Source organism: Gemmobacter caeni (assembly GCF_003054195.1).
In the GTDB taxonomy this organism is placed as follows: Bacteria; Pseudomonadota; Alphaproteobacteria; order Rhodobacterales; family Rhodobacteraceae; genus Gemmobacter; species Gemmobacter caeni.
This window is the reverse complement of sequence record NZ_QBKP01000009.1, coordinates 84,436-104,220: the sequence shown is the minus strand read 5'-3', so window position 1 is coordinate 104,220 and position 19,785 is coordinate 84,436. Positions and strand designations below refer to the sequence as shown.

The following is a 19,785-nucleotide window of genomic DNA, read 5'->3' as shown; positions in this document are numbered from 1 at the left end:
GTAAAGCGCGCGCCTCACGCCCCCATCGCCAGTCGCCGCCCCAGATCATCGGGCAGCGGGTCGCGCAGCACATAGCCACGGCCCCAGACGGTTTCGATGTGGTTCTGCCCACCCGTCGCCTCGGCCAGTTTCTTGCGCAGCTTGCAGATGAAGACGTCAATGATCTTCAGCTCCGGCTCATCCATACCGCCATAGAGGTGGTTGAGGAACATTTCCTTGGTCAGCGTGGTGCCTTTGCGCAGGCTCAGCAGCTCCAGCATCTGATATTCCTTGCCGGTCAGATGCACGGTCTTGCCATCCACATCCACAGTTTTGGCATCCAGATTGACGCAGATTCGTCCGGTACGGATCACCGATTGCGAATGTCCCTTGGACCGGCGGATGATGGCATGGATACGCGCCACCAGTTCCTCACGATGGAAAGGCTTGGTCATGTAGTCATCCGCGCCGAAGCCAAAGCCCTTCAGCTTGCTGTCGGTATCGTCCGCGCCAGAAAGAATCAGGATCGGTGTATCCACCCGTGCAAGGCGCAGTTGCCGCAGGACCTCATGCCCGCTCATGTCCGGCAGGTTGATGTCCAGCAGGATCAGATCGTAGTCATAGAGCTTGGCCAGGTCGATGCCATCCTCGCCGAGATCCGTGCAATAGACGTTGAGATTCGCATGGGTCAACATCAGTTCGATACTGCGCGAGGTCGTCGGGTCATCCTCCACCAGCAAAATGCGCATCTCTGTCTTCTCCGCTTCAGCGCCAGGGTTGTTAACGATACTGGAGGGCAATGGTTAACTAGCGGTTACTGTGACATAGGTTGCGCAGAAAACAATCTAAAGTTGTCTATACTTTTGGATGGCTGTCACTTTCAGGGCTTTCTCGCCATGGCGTTCGACTGCGGCACGCCACAGCGCAAATTCCTCTTCCGACAGGGCATAGCGTTCCAGCGCCTCGGCCAGCGGAAGAAGCCCGTAGATCACCGCCTTAACCACCACTGCCTTGCGCGAGGCCACCCAGCGACTGGTCTCCGGCGGTGGCAGATCGGCGCGGGTCAGGATCGAGCCATCCGGCAGCGTGACCTGCCGCGGCCCGTGGACACGTTTCAGATACATGGCATTCCCCTCGTCTATCACGCGAAGTTTCGGCCGACAGGCTTAAGCCTTGGTGAAGCGACGGGTTGAGAGTGTCGCGCATTTTCCTATATTGCGCGTAACTTTCCCTGATCCTGCCAGAGCTCCGTCATGCTGGACCATCCGCTGAATTCCCTGGGCTTCGCAAAGCCCCCCTCCGAGACGCGCGTCGTCGTTGCCATGTCGGGCGGCGTCGACAGTTCGGTGGTGGCCGCGCAGCTGAAGGAGGAGGGTTATGACGTTGTCGGCGTGACGCTGCAACTTTACGACCATGGCGCGGCGCTGGCGAAAAAGGGGGCCTGCTGTGCCGGACGCGACATCCATGATGCCCGCCGCGTGGCCGAGACGATGGGCTTTCCGCACTACGTCCTGGATTACGAGAACACCTTCCGCGAGGCGGTGATCGAGGAATTTGCCGATGCCTATCTGGCCGGCGCGACGCCAGTGCCCTGCATCCGCTGCAACGAGCGTGTGAAGTTCAAGGATCTGCTGGCCACGGCGAAGGATCTGGAGGCCGATTGCATGGCGACCGGCCATTACATCCAGCGCATGCAAGGCGCGGCCGGGCCGGAACTGCATTGCGCCGCCGATGCCAACCGCGACCAGAGCTATTTCCTGTTCTCGACCACGCCGGAACAGCTCGATTACCTGCGTTTCCCTCTGGGGCATCTGGCCTCGAAGGCGGAAACACGGGCGCTGGCGTCGAAATACGGGCTGCCGGTGGCGGACAAGCCCGACAGCCAGGACATCTGCTTTGTCCCGAACGGCAATTATGCCGCTGTGATCGAAAAGCTGCGCCCCGGCGCGGCCGAACCGGGCGAGATCGTCGATCTGGAGGGTCGCGTGCTGGGCACCCATCGCGGCGTGATCCATTACACCATCGGGCAGCGCAAGGGGCTGGGCATCGGCGGTCTGGGCGATCCGGTCTATGTCGTACGGCTGGACCCCGACAGTCGCCGTGTGATCGTCGGCCCGAAAGAGGCGCTGTCCACCCGCATCGTGCCGGTGCGCGAGGTCAACTGGCTGGGCGATACACCCTTTGACAGCCGGGCGGAATGGCATGTGAACGTCAAGGTCCGCTCCACCCGCCCGCCGCGCCCGGCAGTGATCCGCCCCATCTCTGCCACCGAGGCAGAGGTGGAATTGCTGAACCCCGAGGATGGCGTCAGCGCAGGTCAGGCCTGCGTGTTCTATGCGCCGGAAGGCAGCCGCATCCTCGGCGGCGGCTGGATCTGGCGCGGGCGTTAAAGCACCGAAAGCACAGAGCGCGCCGCGCGCAGGCCGGGCGGCTCGCCACCTTTGCCCAGACGCTCCATCGTCAGGCGCATCGCCGCCTCCTGCGCCGCGCGCTCGGGGCCTTGTGCCAGCAGGGCCAGTACGGCGGGGGCGATGTTTTCGGCCAGACAGGCGGGGCCAAGGAATTCCGGCACCGCCCGCGTCTCGGACACCAGATTGACCAGCGTTACCGTATCAATCAGCGCCGCACGCTTCATCAGCCAGAAGCTGACGGGATGCAGGCGATAGGCAATGACCATGGGGCAGCCATTGGCCGCCAGCTCCAGGGACACGGTGCCCGAGGCCGCCAGCGCCACATCAGCGGCGGCAAAGGCGCCACGCTTGCGGGCCGGGTCCAGCACGATTTCGGGTGCCACCGGCCATTCGGCGGTCACCTCGCGCACCAGAGGCTCTACCGTCGGCAGGGTGGGCAGCACCACGCGCAGGCCCGGATGACGCGCCCGTAACAGGCCCAGAACCGCACCCAACACCGGTGCCAGCCGCCGCACCTCGCCCTGACGCGATCCGGGCAGGGCCAGCAGCAACGGACCATCAACGGCAAAGGCCGCACGCTCCACCTCCGTCGCCAGCGGTTCAGCCACAACCGGATGGCCGACGAAATTGCAGCTCATCCCCGCCGCCGTCATATAGGGCGGCTCGAAGGGCAGCAGCGCCAGAACGTGATCGACCGCCGTCGCCATCTTCGCCGCCCGGCCCGGCCGCCAGGCCCAGACCGAGGGCGCGACATAGTGGATTGTCCGCAGGTCGGGCCGCGCCGCCTTCACCAGCCGCGCCACGCGCAGGCAGAAATCGGGGCTGTCGATGGTGATCAACGCCCGCGCCCCGCTGGCCAGCACGGCCTCGGCGGTTTCGCGGATACGCCGCTTCAGGTGGCGATATTTCGGCAGCACCTCGGCAATGCCCATCACCGAAAGCTCAGCCATCGGGAACAGGCTTTGCATCCCTTCGGCCTGCATCAGTGGGCCGCCCACCCCGTCAAAACGGACACCCGGCGCGAGGTCCTTCAGCCCCGCCATCAACGCGGCCCCCAGTCGGTCGCCGGAAGGCTCGCCCGCGACGAGGAACAGCTTCATGGCTCGCGCGCCCAGAGGAACAGGCCCAGCCGGTCTGCCTCGGCAATCATCGCCGTACGGTCGAGCAGGATCACCCCGCCCGCCTCGAAGGCAATCCCTGCAAGCCCGGCGGCATGGGCACGTTTCAGCGTCTCCAGCCCCAGCGCCGGAAGGTCGATGCGCCGATCCTGCGCCGGTTTCGGCGCCTTGTAGAACACGCCTTTCGCGCCATTCGGGTCAGGACGGCGGGCGGTTTGCGCCACCCAGTCCAGCATGGCATCGGTGCCCGGCAACGCCTCGACCGCAAGGCACAGCCCCTGTGCCACCACAGCACCCTGCCCCACATCCACGGCCCCGAGCGCGGCGACAATGGCAGCGGCCCGCGCGGCGTCGCGCTCATCGGAGGCACCCGGCGTTCCGCACAGGATGCCCGGCCCCGGCACCAGATCGGGCGCGACCTCCTGCGCGCCGACAACGGCGAATCCGGCTTCCTCGAAAATCGCGACCACCTCGCGCAGGGTGGCATCATCGCCCGCCTGCATCGCGGCCAGAAGGCGCGGCACCATCTGGGCGGTGCCCTGATCGAACAGCGACGGGTCCAGTCTTGGCCGCTGCACCGCACCTGCAAAGACCACACGGGTCACGCCCGCATCCTCCAGCGCGCGCAGGAAGGGCACCAGCCGTTCCACCCGGAACAGCTGATCCACGGCCAGCCCTGCGGGGGTGAAACCGTCCAGCGTGCAAACCAGTGGTGACGGCAGCGCGGCGGCAAGGGCAGCGGGCAAGTGCCCGGCGCCTGCAATGATGGCGGTGCGGCTCATTTCGGGGTCAGGAAACTGCGGTCAGTCTGAGACAGGATGAAATCGGTCATTTCGCGCACATGCTGGCTGTCGGTTTCATCCGCCAGACGGCGCGCGCGGTCGAGGAAAGACCCTTCACCCTGCGCCAGCATCTGATAGGCGGCGCGCAGCGCGGTGATTTCCGACCGTTCGACCCCGCGCCGCTTCAGCCCCACGAGGTTCAGCCCATCCAGCACGCCGCGCGGTCCCTGCACCAGACCATGCGGCAGCACATCATTCGTCACCATCGTCACTGCACCGATGATGGCACCACGCCCGACGCGGACCCATTGATGAACGCCGGACAGCCCGCCGATGATGACATCATCCCCGATATGGCAATGCCCGGCGATGGCAGCCTGATTGGCCATGACAACGCGGTCGCCGATGATCGCGTCATGGCCAACATGGCTGCCGGTCATCATCAGCACATCGTCGCCCACGCGCGTTACGCCACCACCACCCTCGGTGCCGGTGTTCAGTGTTGCACCCTCGCGGATGCGGCAGCGCTTGCCGACGATCAGCCGCGTGCGCTCCCCCTTGTATTTCAGATCCTGCGGCACCTCGCCCACAACGGCGCCCGGAAAGATCACCGTGCCCTCGCCGACCTCGGTCCAGCCAGTGACCACGCCATGCGGCTTCACCACCACGCCGGGGCCAAGCGTAACCTCCGGCCCGATCACCGCGAAGGGGCCGATGTCACAGCCGGGGCCGATGAGCGCCCCCGGTTCGACCACCGCCATGGGATGAATGCGCGCGTCCGACATCCGCTCAGGCCTTCGGCACGTCAAACATGGCCATGAACTCGGCCTCACAGGCCAGTTCGTCGCCGACCATCGCCCGGCCCTCGAATTTCCAGACCCGGCCGCCGCCGCGCACCGCCTTCACATGCAGTTCCAGCACGTCGCCGGGGCCAACCTTGCGGCGAAACTTCACCTTGTCGACGCCCATGAAGAACACCTTGGCATTCTTGTCGACCAGATCCATCGACAGACCGACGAGAATGCCCGAAGTCTGCGCCATCGCCTCGATGATCAGCACGCCCGGAAACACCGGCATCTCCGGGAAATGCCCGGTGAACTGCGGCTCGTTCATCGTGACATTCTTGATGCCGACGCAGCTTTCGTTGACATAGATGTCACGCACCTTGTCGACCAGCAGGAACGGATAGCGGTGCGGCAGGATGCGCTGGATCAGCGCGATATCAGCAGTCTGCGGCGCGGTCTCGGTTGCGGTCATCGATCACTCCTCTCAGGGGCCGCCGTACCGGCAGCCCGCGTGTCATTGTTCGGGCTGGCCCGCATCGGACGGTTCCGGGGCCTCGGCCGGGGCCTCGCTCGCCGACCCGTCACCCAGCGTGCTGTCGATCCGCGCCACCGCACGGTCCGTCACGTCAATCGCTTCCAGCGAGATGATGATATCGGATTTGTCCATCAGCGCCACGGCACCGATTTCCGCCATCAGCCGCGCCAGAACGGGATAGGCGGTCTGGAAGAACCGCTGCCGGTCCTCCTCGGCCTGGCGGGCCACGGCGCGGCCCTTGGCCTCCTGCGCGGAACGGATGCCCTCAACCTTGGCGTCGAAGGCATCGGCCAGCTTGCGGAACTCGGCGGGTGTCATCGTCGGGCGGCGCTGGGTCAGCGCACGTTCTTCCGCTTCCAGACCGGCCTCGATGCGCTGGTTTTCTGACAGAAGCGACTGCCGGGCCGCCTCGATCCGGGCCTGAACCGCCTTGCCATAAAGCGTGCGCGCGAAAAGCTGGTCCTGCTGCACCACGGCAAGCTGGCTTTTGAAGACAGGACCGGGCTGACCCTCCTGCGCCAGGGCGGGCATGGCCCACAGGGCGGGCGAAAGACCCGCCCAAAGCGCCAGAAGCGCCTGTCGCAGGCCCCGCCCCATGATCAGAACTTCGTCGAGATCGTCAGGTCGAAGACCTGTTCCTTGTCGTAGCTCTGCTTCGACATGGCTTTGGCGAAGTTGAAGCGCAGCGGCCCGATCGGCGTGTTCCAGAACACCGAGAAGCCGACGGCCGAGCGCAGGTGGAAGCCGTCATCCACCGTGCCGCTGGCCCCGGCCACGTCATCGAGGCTCCAGACCGAGCCGAAATCGGCGAACAGACCGCCGGTGATGCCGTATTCCTCGGGCAGGCCCAGCGGGAAGTCGGCTTCGAACCGTGCGACGGCAAACAGGTTGCCGCCCAGGGCGTCATCGGTCGCCAGATCGCGCGGGCCAAGACCGCCGCGTTCAAAGCCACGAATCTTGCCACCGCCGAAGTAGCGGTCGGTCACGCGGCTGTCGCCGTCCAGCATATGCACCGCGCCGCCTTCAAAGATCGCGCGCAGCGTGACTTCCTCGTTCCAGACCTTCTGTTCGGCCACGGCCAGGGCGCTGGCGGTCACGCTTTCGACATCGCCGCCCAGCCCCGCATAATCCAGACCGAAGCGCAGCAACACACCGCCATTGGGATTGAGCCCGCTGGTGCGGTTGTCATAGGTGTAGCTCAGCCCCACCCCCGACGACATCATGTTGCCCCGCGCCGCATCCCGCTGAATGATCGGCGTGGTCGCCACCACGGTTTCATCAACATCGAGGGTCGCCGGATCATCCGCCACCGCCTGACGCAGGTCCAGCAGCTTGGAATTCTTCAGGGTATAGCGCAGTTCCAGCCGCCCCAGTTCGCTGACCGGGAATTCGATGGCCGGCGAAATACCGATCAGGCGCGTGTCATAGGTCGCATCCTGATTGTCGGTCTCGTTGTAATAGGCGTTGAACTTGAACTTCAGGTCACGGCCAAGGAAGGCCGGTTCGACGAAAGTGATCGAGCTGTTGGCGTTGTCGGTGCCCGAGCTGATGTTCAGGCCCAGGGTCTGCCCACGACCAAGGAAGTTGTTCTCGGTGAGGCCCATGCTGAGGCCGACGCCGGTCTGCACCCCATAGGACACGCCGAAGGACAGCGAGCCGGTGGGCTGTTCTTCCACATCGACGTTGACCACCACCTGATCCGGCGCCGAGCCGGGTTCGGCATTGACCTTCGCATCCGCGAAATACCCCAGCGCACGGATACGCTCGGCCGATTGACGGATCTCGCGCGGGTTGAAGGGGTCGCCTTCGACCGTGCGGAACTGGCGGCGCACCACCTGGTCGAGCGTGGTCGTGTTGCCTTCGATGTCGATACGCTCGACGAACACTTTCTGTCCGCGCACCAGCGTGAAGGCGATATCCAGCGTGCCATCCCGGTCGTTCCGGGTGATGCGCGGCTCGATGGTGACGAAGTTCAGCCCCTGCTTCAGCGCAAGGCTTTCCAGACGGGCAATGTTGGTATCGACCACCCCCGGCGAATAGACCGAGCCGGATTTCACCTTCAGCGCCGCGTCATAGGGGGCGGCATCCAGCCCCTCGATCTCGCTGACGGTGGTGATCTTGCCGAACCTGAACTGCTGCCCCTCACGAACCGAGAAGGTCACGAACACGCCATCACGCTCGCGCGCGACTTCGGCGGCGGCATCCAGCACCTCGAAATCGACGAAGCCGCGCGACAGGTAGAAATCCCGCAGCAACTGCTTGTCGACATCCAGCCGTTCCGGTTGCAGCGAATCGCGGCGGATGAAGGTGCGCAGCAGACCCGCCTGCTTGGTTTGCAGAACCTGCCGCAGGCGGCGGTCGCTGAAGGCACGGTTGCCGACAAAGGCCAGACGCTCGATCTCGACCGATTTGCCTTCGGTGATCTCGAACACCAGATCGACGCGATTGTCGGAGCGGCGGATGATCTTCGGCGTCACGGTGGCAGCAAGGCGACCCTGCACCTCGTAGCCTTCCGCGATGGAGGCGGCATCGGCTTCGGCCAGCGCGGGCGAGTAGGCCCGGCGCGCCTTGGACTGGATCGCCTCGGACAGCACTTCGTCCTTCAGGCGCTTGTTGCCCTCGAAGGAAATGGCGTTGATCATCGGGTATTCCTTGACCCGGATAACCAGCCGCGAGCCCTGCGGCTCGACCGAGACTTCCTCGAACAGACCCGAATTTTGCAGCCCCTGATAGGCGTCATTCAGCTGCGCGGCCCCGATCGGCCCGCGACCGATTCCGGCCAGTTTCAGGATGGTGGTATTGTCGACGCGCTGGTTTCCTTCCACGGTCACCTGCGTCAGGTTGATCCCTTGCGCCAGTGCCGGGGTCAGTGCGGGCTGCGAAACGATTGCCCCCGCAAGAAAAACCGATACGGCGACACTGCGCATCAGAACAGACTTGCCCCGGTTCCGGGCTTTCGTTGCGCGCTGTGCCTGATCCATGGCCGGTCCCACACCTGAATGAAATTCCTGGACCTGACTAGCGGGATTGGCGGGACTTGTCAAAAGACTCGGCGCTATCTCTAGGGGCATTGTGGGTCTCGGGCACCAGCCCTGTCGTGCCCGCCGTCAGCCGCGGGCACGAAACCTGACCCGGCGTCAGAACGCGGGCAGCAGTTGGGTGCCCAGAAAGGCCCCGGCCAGAAGGCCCACGAGAACGGTGCCAAGCGTGAACAGCCAGTCCCAGTTGAGACCGACCAGATAGGACAAGCCGCGATAGCCATTCATGACGGTTTGCATGTCACACCTCATATCGACACGAGGATGTGATATCGCGCCATTGTGGCATGATTTGGGCGGCCCGGAACCGCCTCAGCGTGGCTCAGCGGCAGAACAGATCGTTCGTCAGACCGAAGGCCATGGTCGCCAGAACCACGATCAGCCCCAGCGACATCAGTCGCTGCAACATCGCATCCGAGGGCGGGCGGCGCATGACCGCTTCCCAGGCGTAGAACACCAGATGGCCGCCATCCAGCACCGGCACCGGCAGCAGGTTCATCAGCCCGACTGCCGCCGAAAGCAGCGCCACAAGCCAGATGAAACTGTCGATCCCCTGCGAAGCCGCCGTGCCCGTGGCCTCGGCGATTCCCAGCGGACCTTGCAGGTTGCACGACGAAATCGCGCCGGTGATCATGTGCCACAGGCCCGACAGGCTGGTGCGTGCGACAAGGCCCACCTGCTGCACGCCCAGACCCAGCCCCTCGGCCACGCCGGGGGTGCGCAGTTCGGGCCCGAAGGCCAGCCCGCCGGTCAGCCCGATCAGCCAGCGCGTCTCGAATCCGCCTTCGCGCAGCGGCAGGTCAACGCGGCGGGGCGTCAGCGACAGGTCCAGCAATTCGCTGCCCCGCTGCACGGTCAGCACCATCGTGCGGCCTTCCGAGGCGCCGACGATTTCGCGCATCTGGCCGAAGCTTTGCACCGCAGTACCGTCAATGGCCCGCACCAGATCGCCCGGCAGGATACCGCTTTCATCCGCCGCCGATTTGGGCTGCACCGAATCCACCAGCGCCGGATAGGGATGCGGGCCAATGATCTCCTGCTCTGCCCCGTCGCGCAGCACGCGGTAATCCGCGTTGGGCGCCGGTGGCAGGGCATTGCCCCGCGCCATCAGTTCTTCCAGCGTGGTGACCGGCGTGCCCTCCAGCGCCAGAATGCGATCTCCGGGCAGCAGCGGCTGGCCATCATAGGGAAAGGCCTTGGTCTTGCCCACCAGCGGCTCGTCGGTGGCGATCCCGCTGACCCAGAAGAAGCCTGCAAATACCAGCGCCGAAAAGATGAAGTTGAAGACCGGCCCCGCCGCTACAGTGGCCGCCCGCGCCCAAAGCGGCGCGCCATGCATCGTATGGCGCCGCTCGGCAGGGGACAGCCTGCCAATCGCCTCGCCATCCTTGCCCGAGGCTGCATCGGCATCGCCAAGGAATTTCACATAGCCGCCGAAGGGCAGTGCCGCGAGTTGCCAGCGCGTGCCGTGCCGGTCCACCCGGCTCAGCAGAACCGGGCCGAATCCCAGGCTGAACACTTCGGCATGGATGCCCGACCAGCGGCCGACGATGTAATGGCCGTATTCATGCACCGCCACGATGATCGACAGCGCCAGAACGAAGGCCAGCACCGTCAGGGCCAGATTTCCGAAACCGGGCATCAGTGCGAGAATGTCCAAACCTTCGTCCTTTCCTCAATCGTCCGGCGTGCGGCAGTCGGGCGAGGGCCTCAGCCCGCGCGCCGCGCCGCCAGATCCGACGCAATGCCGGTCGCCAGGGCACGGGCACGAAGATCCGCCGCCAGAACCTCCTGAAGGCTCATCGGGGCATTTCCAAGGCCGGTCTCGCGCGAAAGCGCGGCAAGCGTGTCTTCCACGATTCCCGCCATATCGGCAAACCCCACCCCTCCGCCAATGAAATGGTCGAGAGCGATCTCTTTCGCGGCATTGAACGCCGCACCCGCCTGGCCGCGCACCGCCATCACCTCGCGCGCAAGCCGCAGCGCCGGATAGCGCGCCTCGTCCGGCGCGCGGAAACTCAGGCGACCGAGGGCCGCGAAATCCAGCCGCGCCACCGGCAGTTCGCCACGCTCGGGCCAGTTCAGCGCATAGCCGATGGCATGGCGCATGTCCGCCGCCCCCAGATGCGCCATGATGGCACCGTCGCGGTAACCCACCATGGAATGAATGATGCTTTCGGGGTGGATGATGACCTCGATCTGCTCCGGCGCGACACCGAAATATTCGCGGGTCTCGATCACCTCCAGCGCCTTGTTGAACATCGAGGCGCTGTCGATGGTGATGCGCGGCCCCATTGACCAGTTGGGATGCGCCAGCGCCTCGGCCACCGTGGCTTTCGCCAGCTTGTCCAGCGGCCAGTCGCGCAGCGCGCCCCCAGAAGCGGTGAGGACGATGCGTTCCACCGCCGCCAGATCCTCGCCCACCAGCGCCTGAAAGATGGCGCTGTGCTCGCTGTCCACCGGCAGGATACGCGCACCATGACGCGCAGCCTCGGCCATCAGCAGCGGCCCGGCGGTCACAAGGCTTTCCTTGTTCGCGAGCGCCAGCGTGGTGCCATGGCGCAGCGCCCGGAACCCCGGTGCCAGCCCTGCCGCACCGACGATGGCCGACATCACCCAGTCCGCCGGGCGGTCTGCGGCTTCCAGCAGCGCCTCAGACCCCGCCGCCGCCGCAATGCCGCTGCCTTCCAGCGCGTCGCGCAAGGCGGGCAGACAGTCGTCATGCGCGGTAACCGCCACCCCGGCCCGCAGGGCGCGTGCCATCTCGGCCAGCCGGGTCACATTGCGCCCGCCGGTCAGCGCGACAGTGTGAAACGCCTCCGGCCCGCCCGCCCGCATCATCAGGTCGAAGGTGGATTCGCCGATCGAGCCGGTGGCGCCGAAAACCGAAATGCGCCGCATGTCAGTGCCCCGCACCGAAAAGGAACAGCGCCGCCGCGCCGACAACAATCGCCGCGAAGATCAGCGCGTCAAACCGATCCAGCACACCGCCGTGACCGGGGATGAGGTTCGAGCTGTCCTTGACACCTGCCCGCCGCTTGATCGCGCTTTCCGCAATGTCGCCCATCTGCCCGGCGAAAGCCACAAACGGCGACAGCAGCACGAGGCCAGGACCCGTCCCCCGGTCCAGCGCGGCAAAGACCACACCAACCAGCGCCGCACCGATCCAGCCCGCGACTGTGCCGCTCCATGTCTTTTTCGGGCTGATGCGCGGCCAGAACTTCGGCCCGCCAAGCGCACGGCCCGCGAAATAACCCATCACATCGGATGCAATGACCACGGCCAGCAACCAGCAGATCAGCAAAAATCCGTTCGGCAGACCGCGCAGCCAGATCAGCGCCGCCCCGGCCAGCAGGATGGCCAGCCCGTAACCGGCCCAGAGCGGGGTATCCCGGCCCTGCCCCAGCGTCATGCGCCACAGCTCCCACTGCATCGCGGCAACGGCTGCAAGGATCAGCAGCAGATAGACCGACCCGCCCAGCCAGATCGCGACGGCGCCGACCGCCAGCATCACCAGTGCCGACAGGCTGCGTGCCCGAAGATCGGCCCAGTTCGCGCCGCTCATGCGCCGAAGACCCCGCCGAAGCGGCGTTCCCGCACGCCAAAGCGGCTCAGGATGCGGCCCAGTTCCTCGGGCGTGAAATCGGGCCAGAGCGTTTGCGTGAACTCGTATTCGGCATATGCCGCCTGCCAGGGCAGGAAATTCGAGGTCCGCGTCTCGCCGCTGGTGCGGATCACCAGATCGGGGTCGGGCAGATCGGCGGTATCCAGATGCTGCGTCAGATGCGCCTCGGTAATCTGCGCCGGATCGACCAGCCCTGCCGCCACCGCCTTCGCCAGATCGCGCGCGGCACGGGTAATTTCGTCCCGGCCGCCATAGTTGATGGCAACCGTCAGGTTCAGCCGGTCATAGACCGCCGTCCGAGCCTCGATCCCGGCCATCAGCTTTTGCAGCTTCGGATCCAGCCGCGACCGATCCCCGATGAACCGCATCCGCACCGATTCAGCGGCCAGCCGGTCGGCCTCGCGCTCGATGTAGCGCGCAAAGATCGACATGAGGCCCAGCACCTCTTCGGTCGAACGCTTCCAGTTCTCCGTCGAAAAGGCATAGATCGTGAGCCATTTCACGCCCAGATCCGGGGCGCAGCGCACGATTTCCTTCACCCGCTCGGCGCCCTTGCGATGCCCCACCAGCCGCGGCCAGCCGCGATTGGTGGCCCAGCGGCCATTGCCGTCCATGATGATGGCCACATGACGCGGGCCGGTTGCGGATGTGTCGCTGGCGGCCAAGAGCAGCCCTTTCGCTGGCGCGGATGCAGGTCGTCAGACCTGCATGATTTCCTGTTGCTTCGACTCGAGCGCCTTGTCCACCTGCGCGATGGCCTTGTCGGTCAGCTCCTGCACCTCGTCGGCATACATCTTCTGGTCGTCCTCGGACATGCCCGAGCCTTTGGCCTTCTTGATCTGGTCCATGCCGTCGCGGCGCACGTTGCGGATGGCGACCTTGGCGCTTTCGGCATATTGCGCGGCGACGCGGGTCAGTTCGCGGCGGCGCTCTTCGTTCAGTTCGGGGATCGGCAGGCGGATCAGCGGCCCGTCGGTCACCGGGTTGATGCCCAGACCGGATTCGCGGATCGCCTTTTCCACCTTGTTGATCATGCCCTTGTCCCAGACATTGATCACGACCATGCGCGGCTCGGGCACGTTCACGGTGCCAAGCTGGTTGATCGGGGTCATCTGGCCATAGGCCTCCACCTGAATCGGGTCGAGGATCTGGGCCGAGGCGCGGCCGGTGCGCAGCGAGGCGAATTCCATCTTCAGGGCGGTCATGGCGCCGTCCATGCGGCGGCTCAGGTCGTCGAGGTCGATTTCGATTTCGTCGTGCGACATGGGGTCCTCATCTTTCGGCTCGGGCGCCGTTTCGGGCCTCTATAACAGCAGGCGGCGCCGTTGGATATAGGGGGATGCGCGCCGCAGGGGCGCGATGGGCGACGCCTTGCCGCCCGGAAGCCGGATCAGCCCTGCACAGTGGTATAGGTGCCCTGCCCGGCCAGAATGCCGCGGAAGCCGCCCGGCTCATCCAGCGAGAACACGATGATCGGCAGGTTGTTGTCGCGGGCCAGCGCAATGGCCGAGGCATCCATAACGCCCAGATGTTTCGCCAGACACTCGTCATAGCTGACATGATCGTAGCGTTTCGCATCGGCGTGTTTCTTGGGGTCCTTATCATAAACCCCGTCGACCTTGGTGCCCTTGAAGATCGCCTGACAGGCCATTTCATTGGCGCGCAGCGTGGCAGCCGTATCGGTGGTGAAATAGGGGTTGCCGGTGCCTGCGGCGAAGATGCAGACCCGCTTCTTTTCAAGGTGCCGCACCGCGCGGCGGCGGATATAGGGCTCGCAGACCTGATCCATCGGAATGGCGCTGATGACGCGGGTAAAGACCCCCATCTGCTCCAGCGCCGATTGCATGGCCAGCGCGTTCATCACGGTGGCGAGCATCCCCATGTAATCGGCGGTGGTGCGTTCCATCCCCTGCGCAGATCCGGCCAGACCACGGAAGATATTGCCGCCACCGATCACCATGCAGACCTCGACGCCCAGATCGCGGACCGATTTCACCTCGGCTGCGATGCGGGCCACGGTCGGCGGATGCAGGCCAAAGCCCTGATCGCCCATCAACGCCTCCCCCGAGATTTTCAGCATGACGCGGCTGTATTTCACGGGCGGATGGGCGGTGTCGGCGGTCATCGGGTTTGTCCCTGTCGTTGTTTCGGGTGGCGGCGAAATTGTCGTGGCGCAAAATGTCGGAAAACGCGGGCAGGTTCAACCGGGCAGAACCGGGCGAAGCGCCGGGGGTCCGCGACAGATCGCCGGATGGGGCTCAGCCCGCCATGCGGCCGATGCGGCCACCGCGACGGCGCGGCGCTTCGGGCGCGGCCCGCGCGGCTTCAAGGATTGCCGTCATCGGGTGATCCGCCGCCGCGCCATAGCGCGCCAGCAGCACGCTCAGCGCCTCGGGCGTTTCGGTGCCCGCGCGCAGGCTCAGCGCCCAGTCGATGAAGATCGACCGGCATTCGCCGTCGGTGATCCCGTCGATGTTATAGCTTTCGCGTATCAGCCCCTTGGGGTCCGCTTCTTCAAGCTGCATCTGTCGTCTCTCCCAGCCGCGCGTCGATCACCGCCGCCGCCGCGGCAACCGCCGCCTCAAGCCGCGCCGACAGATCCGCGCCGTCTGCCGCCCCGGTCTCGCGCACCAGAAAGGCGCGTCCGCCCTCGCCCACAGTGTCGAGGTCCAGCGTCCGGTCGGTCAGAAGCCGCGTTCCCGCCTGCAACCGCCACAGAAGCCTGTAGGCATCCAGCAACACCTGCTCGTCGGAAACCGACAGGAAACCGCGCTTTACGCCCGCGCGCAGTTGCTGTTCCACCCGCCGCGCCGGATCGGCCACGCGCAGGCAGGCGGTCTGCGCCAGCAACTCAATATCCATCAGGCGGCCCGCCCCGTTCTTCGCCTCCCACGAGCCGGCCGGGGGCTTGGCCGCTTGCAGGCGCTTGCGCATCTCGGCCACATCGGACAGCACGCTGTCGCCGCCCGCCTTGGCCGCCAGCACCTCGCGCCGCACCCCCTCAAGATCAGCGGCAAGGTTCGGATCACCCGCCAGCACCCGCGCGCGGGTCAGGGCCAGATGCTCCCATGTCCAGGCCTCGTCCATCTGGTAGCTGCAGAAGCTGGTGATCGAGGTGGCCACCGGCCCCTGCCGCCCCGAGGGGCGCAGCCGCATGTCGACTTCGTAAAGCCGCCCTTCCGGCATCTGGGCAGTCAGCGCCGTCACCATGGCCTGCGTCAGCCGGGCGAAATAGGGCCGCGTCGCAAGCGGCTTCGGCCCCTCGCTGTTTTCCGCGCCCTGCGCATCATAGATGACGATCAGGTCCAAGTCAGATCCGGCGTTCAGCCGCCCGGCCCCAAGGCTGCCCATGCCCAGCACCACCGCCCCGCGCCCTGGCGCAGGCCCGTGCTTGCGGGCGAATTCGGCGCTGACCACGGGCCAGAGCGCACCCACGATGGCATCCGCCAGATCGGCATAGCTTTTCCCGGCTTCGAAGGCGTCGATCAGCCCGCGCAGGTGATGCACGCCGATGCGGAAGTGCCATTCCTTCATCCAGCGCCGCGCGGTATCAAGCTTCGCCTCGTAATCCGCCACCTCCCCCAGCGTCGCGGTCAGGTTGGCACGCAGGTCAGCGGTGCCGGGCCAGTGGGCCCAGAAGCTGCCGCCGATCACCGCATCCAGCACCCCGGCGTTGCGGCTGAGGTAACGCGCCAGCGCGGGCGTCGTGCCGGCGATGTCCACGATCAGATCGACCAGCACCGGATTGGCGTCAAACAGCGCGAAAAGCTGCACCCCTGCGGGCAGGCCCTTGAGGAACCCGTCAAAGGCCAGCAGCGCCTCGTCGGGGTTCGCCGCCTTTTGCAGCGCGCGCAGCAGCGTGGGACGCAGGCGCTTGAAGATGCGCACAGCGCGTTCCGATCGCAGCGCCGGATAGGCGCGCCAGCCATCGACGATCTCGCGCGCGCTGTCCGAAAGCTCCGGCCCTTCCTCGGCGGCGCCGGGGGCGAAGAAACCCTCGGTCAGCGCCTCGGTCCGTTCCAGCCGCGCCTTCAGCGCTGCCCGGAAGGCAGCCACATCGCCCTCGCCGCAGAAGGCCGCGATGCGCGCGACACCCTCGGCGCTGTTCGGCATGTCATGGGTCTGGGCATCGGCGACCATCTGCAAGCGGTGCTCGATTTCCCGATGCGCGCGGTAAAGCGCGGTCAGCTCGTCCGTCACCTCGCCCGGCACCCAGCCCGCCGCCGCCAGCGCGGCCAGCCCCCCCACCGTGGTCCGGTCGCGCAAGGACGGGTCGCGCCCCCCCGCGATCAATTGCCGGGTCTGGGTGAAGAACTCGATCTCGCGGATGCCGCCGGGGCCGAGCTTCATGTTATGCCCCTCGATCGAGATGGGGCCGTGAAGCCCGCGATGATCGCGGATGCGCAGCCGCATGTCATGTGCATCCTGAATCGCCACGAAATCCAGATGCTTGCGCCAGACGAAGGGCACCAGCGCCTTGAGGAACCGCTCCCCCGCCGCCAGATCGCCGCCCGCTGGCCGCGCCTTGATATAGGCCGCGCGTTCCCAGGTGCGGCCCTGCGCCTCGTAATAGGCTTCCGCCGCCGCCATGGAGATACAGACCGGCGTCACCGCCGCATCGGGCCGCAGCCGCAGGTCGGTGCGAAAGACATAACCCTCGGCCGTGATGTCGGACAGCAGCGCCGCCATCTTGCGGGTCACGCGGATGAATCCCATCCGCGCCTCCTGCCAGTCTTCGCCATAACGGTCCTGATCGAACAGACACACGAGGTCGATGTCGGACGAATAATTCAGCTCGCCCGCACCGCCCTTGCCCATGGCCAGCACCACCATCCCGGCGGCGGTTTCGGCATCCTCGGGACGCTGACCGGGCAGTTTGCCACGACGGATTTCATCGGCCACCAGCCGCCTGAGGCTGAGGTCCACCGCCCGGTCGGCCAGCGCCGACAGCGCGCCGGTCACCGCCTCCAGCGGCCAGACGCCGCCCAGATCGGCCAGCCCGGTCAGTAGCGCCACCCGCCGCTTGGCCTGCCGCAAGGCGCTGCCCAGGCCGTCCAGCGGCACCTCGTCCAGCCCCTCCAGCACTGCCTCGATGGCAGCTTCCGGCGCCCCGGCAAGTGCGGCGCGCAGCCAGTCGGCCTCGCGCCCCATCAGCCCTTTCAGATAGGGCGAGCAGCCCGCCGTTCCGGCCAGCAACCCGCGCAGTTCGGGCGCAAGATCGGCGAAACTCGCGGCGGCATCCGCCCCGGCCTCGGGGTCGAAAGCGATGGGCGAGCGGGTCAGGCGGGCGGCGAAATGCGTCTGTGTCATGCCGCGACCATGGCGCCCGGCCACGCCCGCGTCAACGGGCGGAACCGACCCTGCGCCCCCTTGACCCGCCGCACCGGGAATGGCCGTATCCCCCCTGTGCCCTGCGAAGGATGTGCCGATGTCGAAAAGCCTTGCCCGTGTCACCGCTGCGCTGGAGGCCGCCGGGGTCGCCGCGCGCCCGGTCGAGATGCCCGCCGAAACCCGCACTGCCGAACAGGCGGCCGCGGCGGCGGGCTGCGCGCTGGACCAGATCGTGAAATCCATCCTGTTCCGGGGCGAAGGTTCGGGGCGGCTTTACCTGTTCCTGACGGCGGGCGGCAACCGGATCGACGCGGTCAAAGCCTCGTCCCTCGCCGGGGAGCCCCTGGGTCGCGCTGATGCGCAGGAAGTGCGTGCGGTGACGGGCTTTGCCATCGGCGGGGTCAGCCCGGTCGGGCATCTGACACCCAGCCCCGAATTCCTTGACCCCCGCCTGATGGATTTCGCGCAGGTCTGGGCGGCGGCGGGCACCCCGCGTCACATCTTCCCCATCGAGCCGGGCGAACTGCTGCGCATCACCGGCGCCAAACTGGCCGATTTCACGGCTTGACGAAAACATACCCTACGGTATCTTTCTGGGGAAATCCCCGGATGCTCCGCCGTGTCAGACGCCCATCGCCGCCCTAAAACGCCCGAGGCCACCCGGCAGGCCCTGCTGGACGCAGGCGTGCGGCTGGCGCTGGCCGAGGGGCTGGCGGCGCTGGCCCTGCCTGCGGTTTCGGCTGAAGCCGCCGTGACGAAAGGCGCTCTCTTTCACCACTTTGGCAATCGTCAGGGGCTGGTCGAGGCGGTAGCGGCAGAAATCCTTGCCCGGATCGACGCCGAGTTTCAGGCGGCGCTGGCCAAGGATGCAGGGGGGCACGGCGTTCTGACCCGCGCCTATCTGCACTGCATCTTCCATCCCGCCAGCCCGCACAGCCCCTGGGCCGCGCCCTCGCTGCGCAGCCTTGCCGATACGGCACTGGCCGGGCTGTGGCGCGACTGGATTGCCGCGCAGATGGCGGTTCATGCCGACACGGACAGCAACACCGCGCTGGTGGCGGTGCGGCTGGCGGCCGACGGCTACTGGATGTCGCGCGTCTTCGGATCGGTCCCCGTGCCGCCGGGGCCGGACGCGCTGTTTGCTCATCTTCTTGCCCGCACCCGGAAGGACGCGCCATGACCCTGCCCGCCACCTATGCCATCCTTGGCTTCGCCATCGCGCTGGAGGTCATCGGCACCTCGCTTCTGAATGCGACACAGCAATTCACCCGCCCCCTGCCCACCGTCATCATGGCGCTGTGCTATGGGGTGTCGTTCTATTGCCTGTCACTGGCGGTGCGTGTTCTGCCCGTTGGCATCGTCTATGCGATCTGGAGTGGCATGGGCATCGTGCTGATCGCCGCCGTTTCGGTGGTTTTCCTGCGCCAGAGCCTCGATTTCTGGGCCCTGACCGGGCTCGGGCTGATCATCGCCGGGGTCGCGGTCATCAATCTGATGTCGAAAAGCCTGCCGCATTAAGCACTTGGCGACCCGGCTTCCCCTGCGTCAGATAAAAATGTGAAAATCTTTCACATCAGCCCTTGAAGCGGGGGCGTCCCATGCGCATCTCGGATCATGTGAAAGCAATTCACATCCAACGCAACCGGGAGACCGCCATGTCCTACGCCACCTCCACCGCCGTGCCGAGCGGCCCCACCAACATCTTCCGCCGCGCCGAAGGCTGGCTGGACCAGCGCGGCAAGCTCGCCTGGATCGCCGCCATGGTGCTGGGCTTCATCTTCGTCTGGCCCGTGGGCCTCGCGCTGCTGGCCTACATGATCTTCGCCGGCAAGTTCAGATCCTCCAGCTACTCCGACCGAAAGGATGACACCATGTTCTGCCGTCACCGCCACCATCACCATGACCATGCCGCCTTCCGCAGCTCGGGCAATACCGCCTTCGACGCCTACAAGGCCGAAACGCTGAAGCGGCTGGAAACCGAGCAAGAGGCTTTCGAAAGCTTCCTGCAACGCCTGCGCGAAGCCAAGGACAAGCAGGAATTCGACAGCTTCATGGATGAACGCGCCCGCCGTGCCGCCGAACCCAAAGCCGAGGAACCGGCAGCCCCCGGCGCGTATTGATCCACAGGACGGGGGCTTCGGCCCCCGCCCTTCCCCGAACCGAGGCCCGAACCAAGGACCG

22 protein-coding genes are annotated in these 19,785 nt (G+C 66.1%); 5 read left to right on the top strand and 17 right to left on the bottom strand.

From position 1 onward, the window contains the following. Positions 1-14 precede the first annotated feature (14 nt). Complete coding sequence (gene ctrA / locus C8N34_RS14860; protein WP_054304430.1) at positions 15-728, bottom strand: response regulator transcription factor CtrA; 714 nt, start codon at positions 726-728, stop codon at positions 15-17. 96 nt (positions 729-824) lie between these two features. Further along, positions 825-1,103 (bottom strand): CtrA inhibitor SciP, encoded by a 279-nt coding sequence (gene sciP / locus C8N34_RS14855; protein ID WP_054304431.1) that lies wholly within the window; start codon positions 1,101-1,103, stop codon positions 825-827. Positions 1,104-1,232: 129 nt separating this feature from the next. Between sciP and mnmA the strand changes: the two genes are divergently transcribed. After that, positions 1,233-2,369: a tRNA 2-thiouridine(34) synthase MnmA gene (gene mnmA / locus C8N34_RS14850; protein WP_108129467.1), complete on the top strand. Its 1,137-nt coding sequence runs from the start codon at positions 1,233-1,235 to the stop codon at positions 2,367-2,369. On the opposite strand, the gene lpxB is transcribed toward mnmA, so the two are convergent. From lpxB to C8N34_RS14780, 15 genes are all read right to left on the bottom strand, one after another. After that, the gene (gene lpxB / locus C8N34_RS14845; RefSeq protein ID WP_108129466.1) at positions 2,366-3,490 is read right to left on the bottom strand and encodes a lipid-A-disaccharide synthase; all 1,125 of its coding nucleotides are present in this window, start codon (positions 3,488-3,490) and stop codon (positions 2,366-2,368) included. The genes mnmA and lpxB overlap by 4 nt on opposite strands. After that, positions 3,487-4,290 carry an LpxI family protein gene (locus C8N34_RS14840; RefSeq protein WP_108129465.1) on the bottom strand — a complete coding sequence of 268 codons (804 nt, stop codon included), beginning with the start codon at positions 4,288-4,290 and terminating at the stop codon, positions 3,487-3,489. The genes lpxB and C8N34_RS14840 overlap by 4 nt, the downstream gene beginning before the upstream one ends. Then, the gene (gene lpxA / locus C8N34_RS14835; RefSeq protein WP_054304435.1) at positions 4,287-5,075 is read right to left on the bottom strand and encodes an acyl-ACP--UDP-N-acetylglucosamine O-acyltransferase; all 789 of its coding nucleotides are present in this window, start codon (positions 5,073-5,075) and stop codon (positions 4,287-4,289) included. Before lpxA ends, C8N34_RS14840 begins: the two co-directional genes overlap by 4 nt. Before the next feature lie 4 nt (positions 5,076-5,079). Further along, positions 5,080-5,547, bottom strand: a complete 468-nt coding sequence (gene fabZ, locus C8N34_RS14830) for a 3-hydroxyacyl-ACP dehydratase FabZ (protein ID WP_054304436.1) — start codon at positions 5,545-5,547, stop codon at positions 5,080-5,082. A 42-nt stretch (positions 5,548-5,589) separates the two neighbouring features. Beyond that, on the bottom strand, positions 5,590-6,207 hold the full coding sequence (locus C8N34_RS14825; RefSeq protein WP_108129464.1) for an OmpH/Skp family outer membrane protein: 618 nt from the start codon (positions 6,205-6,207) through the stop codon (positions 5,590-5,592). A 2-nt stretch (positions 6,208-6,209) separates the two neighbouring features. Then, the gene (gene bamA / locus C8N34_RS14820) at positions 6,210-8,591 is read right to left on the bottom strand and encodes an outer membrane protein assembly factor BamA (protein WP_108129463.1); all 2,382 of its coding nucleotides are present in this window, start codon (positions 8,589-8,591) and stop codon (positions 6,210-6,212) included. Between the two features lie 156 nt (positions 8,592-8,747). Beyond that, positions 8,748-8,888 carry a hypothetical protein gene (locus C8N34_RS26395; RefSeq protein WP_170120559.1) on the bottom strand — a complete coding sequence of 47 codons (141 nt, stop codon included), beginning with the start codon at positions 8,886-8,888 and terminating at the stop codon, positions 8,748-8,750. 82 nt (positions 8,889-8,970) lie between these two features. Next, entirely contained in the window at positions 8,971-10,308 is a 1,338-nt protein-coding gene (gene rseP, locus C8N34_RS14815) for an RIP metalloprotease RseP (protein WP_054304439.1), read from the bottom strand. Between the two features lie 50 nt (positions 10,309-10,358). After that, on the bottom strand, positions 10,359-11,549 hold the full coding sequence (dxr, locus tag C8N34_RS14810) for a 1-deoxy-D-xylulose-5-phosphate reductoisomerase (RefSeq protein ID WP_054304440.1): 1,191 nt from the start codon (positions 11,547-11,549) through the stop codon (positions 10,359-10,361). 1 nt (position 11,550) lies between these two features. Continuing rightward, positions 11,551-12,213, bottom strand: coding sequence for a phosphatidate cytidylyltransferase (locus tag C8N34_RS14805; protein ID WP_108129462.1), 663 nt, complete (start codon positions 12,211-12,213; stop codon positions 11,551-11,553). After that, the gene (gene uppS, locus C8N34_RS14800) at positions 12,210-12,887 is read right to left on the bottom strand and encodes a polyprenyl diphosphate synthase (protein WP_229825238.1); all 678 of its coding nucleotides are present in this window, start codon (positions 12,885-12,887) and stop codon (positions 12,210-12,212) included. The genes C8N34_RS14805 and uppS overlap by 4 nt, the downstream gene beginning before the upstream one ends. 84 nt (positions 12,888-12,971) lie before the next feature. Continuing rightward, positions 12,972-13,538 carry a ribosome recycling factor gene (gene frr / locus C8N34_RS14795; RefSeq protein WP_054304443.1) on the bottom strand — a complete coding sequence of 189 codons (567 nt, stop codon included), beginning with the start codon at positions 13,536-13,538 and terminating at the stop codon, positions 12,972-12,974. A 125-nt stretch (positions 13,539-13,663) separates the two neighbouring features. Further along, positions 13,664-14,398 (bottom strand): UMP kinase, encoded by a 735-nt coding sequence (gene pyrH / locus C8N34_RS14790; protein ID WP_108129461.1) that lies wholly within the window; start codon positions 14,396-14,398, stop codon positions 13,664-13,666. A 133-nt stretch (positions 14,399-14,531) separates the two neighbouring features. Next, the gene (locus C8N34_RS14785; RefSeq protein WP_108129460.1) at positions 14,532-14,798 is read right to left on the bottom strand and encodes a hypothetical protein; all 267 of its coding nucleotides are present in this window, start codon (positions 14,796-14,798) and stop codon (positions 14,532-14,534) included. Beyond that, a complete protein-coding gene (locus tag C8N34_RS14780; RefSeq protein ID WP_108129459.1) occupies positions 14,788-17,583 on the bottom strand; it encodes a [protein-PII] uridylyltransferase family protein in 2,796 nt (931 codons plus the stop codon). Before C8N34_RS14780 ends, C8N34_RS14785 begins: the two co-directional genes overlap by 11 nt. A 118-nt stretch (positions 17,584-17,701) precedes the next feature. On the opposite strand from C8N34_RS14780, the gene C8N34_RS14775 reads away from it, so the two are divergent. From C8N34_RS14775 to C8N34_RS14760, 4 genes are all read left to right on the top strand, one after another. Then, entirely contained in the window at positions 17,702-18,172 is a 471-nt protein-coding gene (locus C8N34_RS14775; RefSeq protein ID WP_108129458.1) for a YbaK/EbsC family protein, read from the top strand. A 51-nt stretch (positions 18,173-18,223) separates the two neighbouring features. Continuing rightward, on the top strand, positions 18,224-18,784 hold the full coding sequence (locus C8N34_RS14770) for a TetR/AcrR family transcriptional regulator (protein ID WP_158640696.1): 561 nt from the start codon (positions 18,224-18,226) through the stop codon (positions 18,782-18,784). After that, positions 18,781-19,122 (top strand): DMT family transporter, encoded by a 342-nt coding sequence (locus tag C8N34_RS14765; protein WP_108129456.1) that lies wholly within the window; start codon positions 18,781-18,783, stop codon positions 19,120-19,122. The genes C8N34_RS14770 and C8N34_RS14765 overlap by 4 nt, the downstream gene beginning before the upstream one ends. 137 nt (positions 19,123-19,259) lie before the next feature. After that, positions 19,260-19,724 (top strand): DUF2852 domain-containing protein, encoded by a 465-nt coding sequence (locus C8N34_RS14760; protein WP_108129538.1) that lies wholly within the window; start codon positions 19,260-19,262, stop codon positions 19,722-19,724. Positions 19,725-19,785 lie beyond the last annotated feature (61 nt).